Origin of the sequence: Flavisolibacter nicotianae (assembly GCF_003628535.1) — a bacterium.
Taxonomy (GTDB): Bacteria; Bacteroidota; Bacteroidia; order Chitinophagales; family Chitinophagaceae; genus Flavisolibacter; species Flavisolibacter nicotianae.
In genome coordinates this window covers 746,387-758,128 of sequence record NZ_RBCI01000001.1, presented here as the reverse complement: position 1 = coordinate 758,128, position 11,742 = coordinate 746,387, and the positions used below count along the sequence as shown (strand labels likewise).

The window sequence follows — 11,742 nt, the reverse complement described above, 5'->3', positions numbered from 1 at the left end:
TGTCCTCCTGAAAATAGAAACACATTCAATCAAGCCAATATGAAAAAATTCTTTTTGCTTGCCGCTATCAGCCTGACGCTTGCCGCTTCTCTCCAGGCGCAGAAATATGCCGTTATCGACACCAAGTACATCCTGGACAAAATGCCGGAATACAAGACGGCGCAAAAGCAACTGGATGACATTGCCGCCGTTTGGCAAAAAGACATCGACCGCATGCAGGCAGAACTTGACAAAATGTACAAGGACTTCGAGGCCGAGCAGGTGATGCTGAGCGACGACCTGAAAAAGAAACGCGAAGACCAGTTGTTTGTAAAGGAGAAAACCCTTCGCGACCTGCAAAAAAGCCGCTTTGGTTTTGAAGGCGAATTATTCAAAAAACGGCAGGAACTGATCAAGCCGGTGCAGGACAAAGTTTATAACGCTGTGCAAAAATTAGCCGTTCAGCGCGGGTATGATTTCATCCTGGATAAAAGTGAAGGCATTACCGTTATATTTGCCGACCCGAAACTGGAAAAAAGCGATGATGTACTTCGCGAACTGGGCGTGAAATAAAGAAATGCAAAAAGCCCGTTGCGAAGCAACGTTGAACGTAAAACCACTATCATAAAAATAACATCACAAAAAAAACCTCAATGAACAAGATCAAGTTATTTCTCTTTGCTGCCCTGTTTGTGGCAGGTGTGGGCAGTGTGCAGGCGCAGAAGTCTGGCTACATCAGCGTGGAGCAGGTCGTATCCCTGATGCCGGAAGTCGGACGGATTGATACGGCCCTGCAAAAATTCCAGGCCGACTCGTTGAACACAGAATTTGCTTCCTTAATTCAGGAATACAATTATAAAGACAGCCTTCTGACAAAAACAGATACCACCAAGATCCCTGCCGCTGTAAAAAGACAGCACCGTCAGGACCTGGAGCAGATCGCTTACCAGGTGCAGAACTGGCAGCAGATCTCTCAGAATGTTATGCAGTCGAAGCAGCAGGAATTGCTGGCACCCGTGTACCAGAAAGTGATGCGTGCCATTAACGATGTTGCCAAAGAAAACGGCTATGCATTTGTCTACAACCAGGAAGTGCTGCTGGTAGCGCCGCCGAGCGACAACCTGTTGCCGCTGGTTGCCAAAAAGCTGAACATCAAACTGCCGGCCGGTGCAGGCCAGCCTGGCGGTGTACGTCCAACTGCGGGAACCGGTGCCAGACCCCGCCAATAACCACGTCTTTTTAAAGTGAATAAATATCGTCCCGCTCTTTCCAGAGCGGGACTTTCTTTTTGAACAGAGGAACAAGGAACCGATGAACAGAACAAAAGCTTTTCTTCAGCCTTTTCTTCCGTTCACAGAAAGGCTGCTATTCAAAGAATGGGGTGAACAAGGGAAATCCTTCTTCCGTTTCTTGTTCCTCTGATCGTCTGTTCTTTTCCTCTACCTTCGCTCCTTTACGCAAGCGACGCATGACCATCAATAACCAGCAGAAGATCATCATCATCACGGCTCCCTCCGGTGCCGGCAAAACCAGCATTACCCGCTACCTGCTGAACAAGTATTCCGACAAACTCGCTTTTTCGGTATCGGCCGCCACACGGCAGCCGAGAGGCGCCGAAACAAACGGCACGGATTATTATTTTATGAGCGAAGAAGAGTTTACCGACAAGATTCAACACGAAGAATTCGTGGAGTGGGAGATGGTGTACAAAGGAAAATATTACGGCACCCTCAAATCAGAATTGCAGCGTATCTGGACCGAAGGCAAGGCGCCGGTGCTCGACATCGACGTTAAAGGTGCCATTCACGTGCAGCAGCAATATCCCGATACAACACTTTCGTTGTTTATTGAGCCGCCGAGCGTCGATGAACTAAAGCGCCGGCTGATGAGTCGCGGCACCGAAACCGAAGAATCCCTCAATACCCGCGTCAACAAAGCCGCCTACGAAATTTCGTTCAAAAATTCCTTCGATCGCATCATCGTGAACGACGATCTGCAGCGTGCCTGCGCAGAGGCGGAAGAAGCGATCCTGAATTTCCTGTAATAGACGCCAAATGCTATCTTTAATCTAATGATCGCCGTAAACATTGTTGTGTGGTTTATCGTAACCCTGTTGCTGATGGGTTTTTTTGCCGGTGTGGAAATGGCGTTTTACAGCGTGAACCGCTTCAGCATCGAACTGCGTAAAAAACAGGGCAGCCCCGATGCCTTGCTGCTGTCGCGGTACTTCGAAAATCCCGAGCTGTTTCTGAGCACGATGCTCATTGGCTTTACCCTTTCCCTTGTATGGTTTGCACTTCTTTTTGAAACCGTGACCCACCCGGTCTGGGATTTTTTGCACCTGGAAAAAGAATGGCTGCGTACCATCCTCAACATCGTACTATCGACCTTTGTGGTAATGGTGCTGGGCGAGTTTGTGCCGCGGGCCCTGTTCCGTGCACACAGCAACTTTATCCTCACACGCATCGTGTGGTTCATTAACATCATCTACCAAATCCTGCTGCCTGTTGCCCGCCTTTTTCTGGCCCTGGCCAACTGGACGCTGGAATACATTTTCAACATCCGCATCAAAGAGGCAAAGGATAACCTGCCGGCCGGCACGCTGGAAACACTGTTCCAGCAAAACGAGGCAGTCGATTTTGAAGCGGAAGAAATGAATACCGAGCTGTTTGAAAATGCGCTGGAACTGCCCAGGGTCAAAATCCGTCAGTGCCTGGTGCCCCGCAAAGAAGTCATCGGTGTGGACATCAGCAGCTCGGTGGATGAAGCCCGGAAAAAGTTCATGGACACCAAGCTGAGTAAGCTGGTGGTGTACGAAAAAACGATCGACAACATCGTGGGCTACGTGCACCAGTTGGACCTGTTCAAAAATCCGCCGGTCCTGCAAAGCATCCTGCTGCCGATACCGGCCGTGCCCGAGAGCATGAGCGCTACGGACCTGATCGGCAAATTCACCAAGGAGCGCAAGAGCATTGCCTGGGTGGTAGATGAATTTGGCGGCACGGCCGGCATCGTCACCATGGAAGATGTGCTGGAAGAGATCTTTGGCGAGATCCAGGATGAATACGACAGCGAAGAGTTTGTAGAGAAGCGCCTGTCCGAAAACGAGTACATTTTTTCCGGCCGCCTGGAGCTGGATTACATCTGCGAAAAATACGACCTCGATTTTCCGGAAAACGAATCCGAAACGCTTTCCGGTTTTATCATCTCGCACCACGAGACCATTCCCCGGCAGAAAGAGCGCATCATCATCGATGATTTCGAATTCGACATTCTCAGCGTCAGCGATACCCGCATCGAAATGGTAAAGATGAAAGTGCTGAAGTAGCCAGTGGTGAGTGGTAAGTAGCGAGTAGCCATTTAATGCTGCCTTTACTCATTTGTTGTTAGAGTCGATAAGACCAGTGAGCAATTTAAATTCTTCCAGTAAAGCAAGGTTGATCTCTTTCAAGTCATCAGGCATAATGAATTTCAGCACCAAGCAATTTACCAAGCAGTTATCAATTTCAACAACTGACGAACGGGATACCTCATAAAAGCGGTTCTTTTCAGCTTTTGATTTTCGGGAAGCGCCTTCGGCAAGATTATTTGAAACGGAAAGTCCGGCCCTCTTCATTTGTCCAATAAGGTTGTATGTTTCCTCTTTCGGCAGCTTTTGGCAGATTTGATAAATAAGCGGCATTAAGGCAATAGACTTTTGCCAGGCAATTAGCTTTTTATGGCTTAACTCCAACATTTTTCTTTTTAAAATAGAAAAGAAAAACTGAATTCTAAGGGCTATTCACTACTTACTACTCACTACTCGCTATTCCTCCTATCTTTGACCGACTTTTTCCAAAATGGCGTTATCATTTTTCAAACGAGGCAATTCAAATGGGGAGCGGGCAGAAATGTCGTTCATCGACCATTTGGAAGTATTACGGGGACACCTGTTCCGCAGCGTGGTCGCAATTGTTATCGGTGCGGTGATCATTGCAATCTACCAGAGCTTTTTCATCAAACATGTCTTGCTGGGACCCACGCGGCCCGACTTTCCGACCTATGGCTTTTTTTGCCGTATCGGCAGGGCCCTTCACCTCGAAAAAGCGCTTTGCATGCAGGGCATCGGCATTAAAATGCAAAGCACGTCGGTAGCCGGGCAGTTCAGCACCTTTATCTCGATTTTACTGATCGGCGGCATCATCATTGCCTTTCCGTATATCTTCTACGAGTTCTGGCGGTTTATCCGTCCGGCCCTCACCAAGAAGGAACTGAAAAGTACCCGCGGGGTTATTTTTTGGGTGTCCTTTCTTTTCTTCCTCGGGGTGTTCTTTGGCTACTTTGTCATTGCACCCTACACGCTGAACTTTTTTGGCAATTTCCAGTTGGACGAGAACATCGAAAACCGCTGGCAGCTTTCGAGCTATTTCGATACGATGATCCCGCTGATCCTCGGTACGGGCCTGGCGTTCCAGTTGCCCCTAGTGATGCTGGTGCTGGCAAAGATTGGACTGGTGTCGGCCACCTACCTGCGCAAAATGTGGAAGTACGCCGTGGTCCTTATTTTGATCATTGCCGCCATTATCACCCCCGGTCCTGACGTGGTGAGCCAGATGACGGTTGCCATTCCCCTGCTGATCCTCTACGGCGTCAGCATCCTCCTGGCGAAGCGGGTGGAAAAGGAACAAGCGGAAGAAGAAAAGGAGTGGAGCTAAAGAACAGATGAACAAGGAACCTCGAATGTCGAAGGGATGTCCTCTGTTCTTCTTTTTTTGAATAGCGGCATTCCTGCATGTCGAAGGAAATGATGAACCTGAAACAGGTCTAAAACCATTATTCCCCGTTCCACTATTCGAGGTTCAATTCCTTCATTAACCTAAATTAATTTAAGCCTCTGTTAATGCCTTCTGCAGGGGAATTTCTTAACATCATCCGGCGCAGATATTGATCCTCGTAAGATTGAAAAACAGGAGAAATCTTACGATGAAAAACAAACGTTTATTCGCAATTTTTGCCTCTTTTTTGTCGATTGCCGCGATGGCACAGAGCAACGGCCGGATTGGTGAGCACCAGGCCATCACCAGTTGGACGGTGCCGGAAAACAGCTTCACCACGGCAGCGCAGGGACGGCAGATCGCCGAACGTATACTCGATGCCGTTGGCCTCAATGCCAACTTTGAAATTCAACCCGCCAATATCGAAAACGCTGCTGCGGTGGTCTATGGCGGCAAGCGCTATGTGTTGTACAATCCCACTTTCGTCAACAACCTGATTAAAACCACCGGTACCGAGTGGGCCGCCATCAGCGTGCTGGCACACGAGATTGGCCACCACCTCGACGGCCATACGGTGACGGCTACCGGCAGCCAGCCGGCAAAGGAGCTGGAAGCCGATGAATTCTCGGGTTATGTGCTGCGCAAGATGGGCGCATCGCTGGCGCAGGCGCAGGCCGCCATGAAAACACTGGCAACAACAAGAGCCACCTACACACACCCGGCGCAATACGACCGCCTGGCAGCGATCGAATACGGCTGGAATCATGCCGACGACCAGTTGGCCGGTCGCCAGACCATTCGCAAAAAACCGGTGATCACCGAAACGCAAACGGCGCCTGTTTCACCGGATGCGGTTGTTCGCAATGACTCCCGGGCGGCAACCCGTACGCAAAGCATTTTGGGCGACGTGTATTTTCATGCCGATCCGTCCACTATCTATTACGTGACCGACACGTACAACCTCGTTAAAATAAACAATGGCGGTGTGCATGTATTCGGAAAACTGGCGCGGCTCAACAGCAACCGGTTTCCCTACCTGATCTACGATGCCCAAAACACGCAATTGCTGGTGGACGCCAAGGGCAACATCGTCACCCGCAGCGGCAGGCCGGTGGGTGTGTTAAAAAACCATGTTGGCTAATTCACCAGACAACGAAAAATAAAACGTCCCGCCTGAATGCGGGACGTTTTACATGAAAAACTCGTTCATGAGCGCTGGCGTTCGAAAATGGTTGTAGCCGGTCGCACGTAAAGCGTTTCCACCTTACGCTTCACAGCGCACGACTCACAACCGAATTTGTGCGATGCCTCTTAGTCTTCTGGCCGGGGCGGTACCGGTGGTTTGGGCGCTACGGGAGGTTTGGGCGGAATGGGCGGCGGGGGTGGCGGCACCGGGAGCTTGCCATATTTTGCTTCGGCTTCTTTACGGCCTTCTTCATCCAGTTTGTACCGCTCTTCCTTGCCCGATTTTAAATAAACGATGACCTCGTTCCTGAAATTCCATCCCACTGACTTCACTGAAGGGTTACGGTCCAGGAAATCCTGGTAATCTTTGGGATGCGTTGTTTTTTCCTCGTCTTTAACAGGCGGCGCTGGCGGCGGAGGCGGCGGAGGCGGCGGGGGCGGAACATCATTTGTCATTTCCACGGGAGGGGCAGGGGGTGGCGGCGGTTGTTTTTTGCTCTGTGCATGCGCTGCAATAGCCAGGGTCAACAGGGCACCAGCCACAAGGAATGCTTTCTTCATAAATTGGTTTTACTGCTTTAGACGCAGGAAAAAAGAACTTCCATACAAAAAAGCCGGTTTTATTTTTTTAGGCGAGACCAGCGGTGAAAAAGTGCTGACAGACGGCGGACAATCAGGGCGTACTTATCCGCCTGTAAAAAACAAAACCGTTCTTTTCGTACAGCTTCTGCAGGTAGGGCATCTCCCGTTCATTCTCCTCCCTGTTTTGAATTTTGCCTACGTAATACACAGGAATTTCGGGATGGGTGTTGAACTGCCGTATGCTATCGGCCAGTGACCGGGTAAATTGCGGCGGACGCTGCGTGTAAAACAGGTGCGCATAGCTTTTGAACCGCAAGGGTTCCACAATGGCAGCCTCGCCTTTTTTGCTTTGGTAAAATTCAATAGCGGCACCCTGCGAATACGGCTCCACTTTGGGCGTGATCAGCACAATGGTAAGATTAATGGCAAGAAGGGAAGCAAGGAACAAACCCGTCAGCGCACTGCGGATATTCCTGTTGGCACGCAGCACAAAAAACAGCACACCGCCCAGCAACAGCACGCCGGGAAGCTTTTCCCAACCGGTCCACGAGACCTGGGCCGCAAGGTTGGCACGGGCAAACGGATCTTTGATCCGCCCGGGTTGCAAAAGAAATGGCTTGAGTTGGTCGATAAAGGTAACTCCGAGGATCAGTAACGAAAGCAAAAGACCGGTTCCGGCCTGCAGCCATTTGTTCCAGGAAGGCAGGTCCCATTTGCGCCGGTACAAATGGTAAAAGCTGATGGCGGCCAGGTAGGTCAGGGGGAAATAGCAAAGCGATGAATAGTGGACGATCTTGGTCTTTACAATAGAAAATAGCAGCAATGTCACCCAAAAAAGGAGGGACATCCACAGCCGGAAATGCCGTGGCGTTTCATCGGGTCGCTTGCGGATGCGCATGGATAAAATGCTCAGCGCCGCGGCGGGAAAACAACCCAGCAGAAGGATGATGAAATGATAGAAAAAAGGCCCGCCATGCCCGGCGTCTTCGGTGCGGAAAAGGCGGATCTGGTAAACGATGAACTCCGTGATGATGTGTTGCTGTCCGTTTGCAAGCAAGGCGATAAACCAGATGCCGCCTGCCAGTGCCGCAACCAGCAAAAAAAGCAGGATGTGCAGCGGCTTCATAAATTTCCGAAACCTGGTGCTGATAGCAAACACGCCATAACAAAGACCCGTGATCAAAAGAGCAACGGGACCTTTTGTCATCACGGCAAGACCGGTAAACAGCCCGGCCAGCAGAATGCGTTTCAGCGGCCTGTCGGTACGGTTGTCGGTGTAGGCGGCCAACTGGTATACGGCTAAAAAAATAAAGAGGTTGAACCAGGGATCGATAATGCCCGATTTGAAATAAAGCTGCGGTAACAACGAACCGGCATAAATCAGCGCCCATATCCGTCCAAACTGTTCGTTTACGAGTTTTTTTCCCAGGCGATAAAGAAGGACTAAGGTAAGGATGCCGCAGGCGGCATTGGGGAGGCGGGCTGCGAAGTCATTCACACCGAAGATCTTCATGCAGATGACCTGCAACCAAAAAAACAGCGGCGGTTTTTCCCAGAACGGCTCAAAACCGATCTGCGGAATGGCGTAGTTCTTTGTGACCAGCATCTCGCGGCTGGCCTCGGCAAAATTGATTTCGTCCCAATCGAAAAGGTGGGTTGTGCCAAGAAAAGGCACAAAAAGAAGAAGGGCACCAACGACAATTATCAGTTCGGCGGGAAGTCTGCGCACACAAATGAATTTATGGCGTCAAAGGTGCGGAAAGCCCGGCAAATATGAACCAGGCCAATGCGCTGTTTTGTTTTTGTGGAGCACGGCAAACGAATGACCGAACTAGGTACTCAGTGCTTCCGGGTTCGTTTAAACCAAAACCGAAGACCCATCAGGAGCAGAAAGCCAACGATGGCAATGACCAGCAGCTCATAATTATCAAAACTACTTTCTTTGTCGGGTTCGATTTTGCGGACACTGTCGGTCTGTGCAAACAGGAAAAGCACAGGAAAAGAAAAGCAGGCTGCCAGTAAATACTTCACGTTACAGGATTTCGTTTCACCTATTCTTTTTGGCCAAAACTGTTGACCACACCCGAGACCAGCTCCGGTTCGTATCCTTTCTGCAAAAGATAGTCCATTGTTTTTTTCTTCCGTACGAGGTATTGCTCGCCTTTCAGGCTTTCGTATTTTTTTTCGGCCAGGTCGCGGAGTGATTGCTGGTACGCCTCTTCGTCGATTTCCTTCATGGCCCGTTTGATGATGTAGTCGCCGATACCTTTCTCCTTTAGTCCATAATAAATCTTCTTCCGGCCCCAGTCTTTCATGCGGAATTTGCCGCCGACAAAGGCTTTGGCAAACCGTTCTTCGTTCAGGTAGTCGTCTTCGATCAAAGAAGCGATGATCTCGTCGTGATCGGAGCGCCACACACCTAGATCCCACAGCTTTTGTTTGACTTCGCTGTGGCTGCGTTCCTGGTAAGCGCAGTATTGCCGCAGCTTTTGAATGGCCTGTTCTTTTGTTAAGTGCTTTTTCTGCAACGCTAAAAGTTTACACGTGTAGTCGTTCACCAGTTGTTATACGAAACTTGTGAACCCGCGAACTATTCCTCCAGCAGTTCCTGGCAGCCATAATCTTTCTCCAGCAGGGTGTCGTAAAAATCGGCTTTCTGAAAAAGGTCGCGAAACATGTCGATGCCGTTTTCCTTGGTCATGTCCAGGTCGTACATGATGCAGGAAAGAACAATGTTTTGCTTGACGCAACTCAGCACGAGCCCGTCCAGTGTAAAGTTTTCCTGCAGCAGGAACTGGTACAGGGGCTTGATCTTCGTGGTATCGGTTGGCAACTGGCAGAGGTAGGCATCGCCGGCCACAAAATAGTTTTCGGGATTGTAATTGATCTTGATCTTGGCGCCCCCTTCCTTTACGGTCCAGTTGTTGGCACCGTCGCGGGCCAGCTTCACATCTTTCCCCAGGTCGCCCAAAATGTCTTCGATGGTTTTGGCAACGCCAACCGGTTTACTTTCTTTTTCGGGCGGCTGTGGCAGCTTTACTTCCGTGCCGCAGTAAGGACAATACTTGGTGGCTTCGATGGTCGACGCCAGTACCAGGTTGTTGCAACTGTGGCAGCGGGTGGAAGCCTCGCCTTTGTGCGGTGCGTACAGCGCCAGGGCTTCACGCAGGTAACTCACCGGCAGGGCAAAGCCAAGGTTGTCGCCGCCGCGGATAATAAAGGAGTTGATGCCGATAATCTCTCCTTTTTTATTAACCAGCGGGCCACCGCTGTTACCGGGGTTGATGGCCGCATCGATCTGGATATACTTTACGCCTTCGCGAATGCGGTCCACTTTCGAGATCACCCCCTGCGTGGCCGTATAGTTCAGTCCAAACGGATGGCCGATCGCCACCACAACATCGCCGTCTTTAGTGTCTTCGTAGTCGCCCAGTTTTACTTCCGGCATGGCCACATCAGCCGGCGGTTGCAAAAATGCCAGGTCGTGCTTTTTGTCGGTATACCACACCCGTCCCAGCCGCCGTTCAAAGAGACGGCCCGCAATGGTAACCTCCGCGTTCTTTCCCACGACGTGCTCATTGGTCACAATCAGGTCGAACTCCTTTACATAAAAGCCCGTACCCGTGCTCGTTTGCGTGGCGATCTGGATGATGGCGGGCCTGTATAATTCTATGATCTGCTGTGTGTTCACCGTGTTTCTAAATTTAGATATTCCACTTCGGTGGTAAAGGTTTGGTTGAAGGCGACCGGGTTGTCGTATTTCAGTTTCGCCGTATCAAACTTCAGCTCGGGATATTTCTCTTTCCATTTCTCAACGATTGACGCGACGGCGGCCGCGATTTTTTCCTGGTTGTACACGCCTTTTTCCGTATCGTAGTAGCCTTCCTTCAGGCCCAGTGCTTTAAAATAATCGGCGTAGTTGATCATCATAAAAAGATGAAACAGGTCGCTGACAGGCCGCGGCAAACTATAGGAATACTGGCAGTACGAAAAACCGTACTCGCTGATCTGGGCTGCCACTTTGGGCATCTTGTGCTCTTTGTACCAGGCAATGTTCTGGTTGGCATTGTAGATCGCATCGGCAGCGGTTTTATAGTTCTGCGGCGTGACGATCGAGAACGTGAACTTCGACCGGAAGAGATAGGGAAAAAACGTCACCGGTTCTTTGGCCGCCAGTTTTTGAAAGCAGTCGATCATCTCCTGGTTTTTTTCGGTGACAGGCCGGTTGTCTTTGCGGAAATACACTTCCACGATTTTTTCCAGCTCCGTCAGCAACCGGCCTTCCGGCAAAATGAGGTAATCGATGCGGTACGCAAGTGCCAGCAGTATGTACGCAATCCCCCCGGAGTATTTGTCGCTGTCGATCGTACTAACCAGCTCCAGCGTTTCTGCAATCCATTTTTTAAAAAAACGGAACTTGGTTTCTTTTTCTTCTTCGGGTATGGCAATGACGTGCGCTGTGTCGATTGGCACCAGCGTGGTAAAATCCTGCACCAGCAGGTCGTCCTGCTTGTCGGCTTTGGTGGCGAGTTCTTTCAGCCCATAATACAATTTGCTGGGGTTGGCGGTTTCAATGTCGCTGTCGAAGAACATGTAGATCTTGTCCTGGTACAGTGCATAGCGGGTGTAGTAAAGGTTGAAGTTCATTTCGAGCAAGCGGCGCATCACCGGCACGCTTGGCTGCGGCATTTGTGCCAGCATCACTTCGGCTTCCATCTTCTCGCTGTTGAAATAGCCGCGGATGATTTTGGAGCCCTGGTAAAGAAGGAACTTGTGTTGCGGTCCTTCCGGCACCACTTTCACATTGTCCTCGTCTTCGTCGCGGAGGTAATCAAAAAAAGCCAGGATGCTCTCGGTGTATTTTTTTTCCTTGAACAGGCTTTCGGCTTCGTTCCAGCGGTCCACTTTTGCCACGGATTTATTGTTGTCCGAATATCGGCCAAACCGGATGGCAGGCTCGTCCTGCGCAATACCTTCCTCTTCCTTTTTTTTCGACCAGCTAAACAGTTTTTCCAGCATAGATAAGTTTAACGCAAACGATCTTTTTCGATTGAAAATTGGCAGTCAGCAGCTTTCCATTGGCAGCCCTCTTGCAAACAGTTCCAACAAAAGCAAGCGTTCGTCCGTAAGGGTTGGGTTTTGCAGCACCAACAGCCACGTATAATCTGCCAACTCTCAACCGCTCTTCCGTCGCAAAAAGCAATCCATTACTTCAAAATACGGGCCGCATACTGCTTGTTTC

The 11,742-nt window shown here is 50.2% G+C and carries 13 protein-coding genes; 6 read left to right on the top strand and 7 right to left on the bottom strand.

Annotated elements, in window-relative coordinates:
• Nucleotides 1-39 precede the first annotated feature (39 nt).
• From D6024_RS03280 to D6024_RS03265, 4 genes are all read left to right on the top strand, one after another.
• The gene (locus D6024_RS03280; protein ID WP_121352912.1) at nt 40-552 is read left to right on the top strand and encodes an OmpH family outer membrane protein; all 513 of its coding nucleotides are present in this window, start codon (nt 40-42) and stop codon (nt 550-552) included.
• Nucleotides 553-632: 80 nt separating this feature from the next.
• Nucleotides 633-1,208 (top strand): OmpH family outer membrane protein, encoded by a 576-nt coding sequence (locus D6024_RS03275; protein ID WP_121352910.1) that lies wholly within the window; start codon nt 633-635, stop codon nt 1,206-1,208.
• Nucleotides 1,209-1,447: 239 nt separating this feature from the next.
• Complete coding sequence (gmk, locus tag D6024_RS03270; protein ID WP_121352908.1) at nt 1,448-2,023, top strand: guanylate kinase; 576 nt, start codon at nt 1,448-1,450, stop codon at nt 2,021-2,023.
• A gap of 27 nt (nt 2,024-2,050) precedes the next feature.
• Nucleotides 2,051-3,307 (top strand): hemolysin family protein, encoded by a 1,257-nt coding sequence (locus D6024_RS03265; RefSeq protein WP_205573214.1) that lies wholly within the window; start codon nt 2,051-2,053, stop codon nt 3,305-3,307.
• A gap of 48 nt (nt 3,308-3,355) precedes the next feature.
• Here D6024_RS03265 and D6024_RS03260 read toward each other — a convergent pair whose 3' ends face one another.
• The gene (locus tag D6024_RS03260) at nt 3,356-3,715 is read right to left on the bottom strand and encodes a four helix bundle protein (RefSeq protein WP_121352906.1); all 360 of its coding nucleotides are present in this window, start codon (nt 3,713-3,715) and stop codon (nt 3,356-3,358) included.
• A gap of 154 nt (nt 3,716-3,869) precedes the next feature.
• Here D6024_RS03260 and tatC point away from each other — a divergent pair, with 154 nt between their 5' ends.
• The gene (gene tatC, locus D6024_RS03255) at nt 3,870-4,673 is read left to right on the top strand and encodes a twin-arginine translocase subunit TatC (protein WP_162944502.1); all 804 of its coding nucleotides are present in this window, start codon (nt 3,870-3,872) and stop codon (nt 4,671-4,673) included.
• 268 nt (nt 4,674-4,941) lie between these two features.
• Complete coding sequence (locus D6024_RS03250) at nt 4,942-5,874, top strand: M48 family metalloprotease (RefSeq protein WP_121352903.1); 933 nt, start codon at nt 4,942-4,944, stop codon at nt 5,872-5,874.
• Nucleotides 5,875-6,044: 170 nt separating this feature from the next.
• Here the strand turns inward: D6024_RS03250 and D6024_RS26495 are convergent, their stop codons facing one another.
• The 6 genes from D6024_RS26495 to D6024_RS03215 all read right to left on the bottom strand — a co-directional run bounded on the left by D6024_RS26495 (nt 6,045) and on the right by D6024_RS03215 (nt 11,519).
• A complete protein-coding gene (locus tag D6024_RS26495; protein ID WP_162944430.1) occupies nt 6,045-6,479 on the bottom strand; it encodes a hypothetical protein in 435 nt (144 codons plus the stop codon).
• Nucleotides 6,480-6,591: 112 nt separating this feature from the next.
• The gene (locus D6024_RS03235) at nt 6,592-8,229 is read right to left on the bottom strand and encodes an ArnT family glycosyltransferase (RefSeq protein WP_121352899.1); all 1,638 of its coding nucleotides are present in this window, start codon (nt 8,227-8,229) and stop codon (nt 6,592-6,594) included.
• A gap of 110 nt (nt 8,230-8,339) precedes the next feature.
• Entirely contained in the window at nt 8,340-8,531 is a 192-nt protein-coding gene (locus D6024_RS03230) for a hypothetical protein (RefSeq protein WP_121352897.1), read from the bottom strand.
• Nucleotides 8,532-8,551: 20 nt separating this feature from the next.
• Nucleotides 8,552-9,028 carry a regulatory protein RecX gene (locus D6024_RS03225; protein WP_121352895.1) on the bottom strand — a complete coding sequence of 159 codons (477 nt, stop codon included), beginning with the start codon at nt 9,026-9,028 and terminating at the stop codon, nt 8,552-8,554.
• Nucleotides 9,029-9,090: 62 nt separating this feature from the next.
• Nucleotides 9,091-10,191, bottom strand: a complete 1,101-nt coding sequence (locus D6024_RS03220; RefSeq protein WP_121352893.1) for a trypsin-like peptidase domain-containing protein — start codon at nt 10,189-10,191, stop codon at nt 9,091-9,093.
• A complete protein-coding gene (locus D6024_RS03215) occupies nt 10,188-11,519 on the bottom strand; it encodes a type III secretion system chaperone family protein (RefSeq protein ID WP_121352891.1) in 1,332 nt (443 codons plus the stop codon). Before D6024_RS03215 ends, D6024_RS03220 begins: the two co-directional genes overlap by 4 nt.
• Nucleotides 11,520-11,742: the final 223 nt, after the last annotated feature.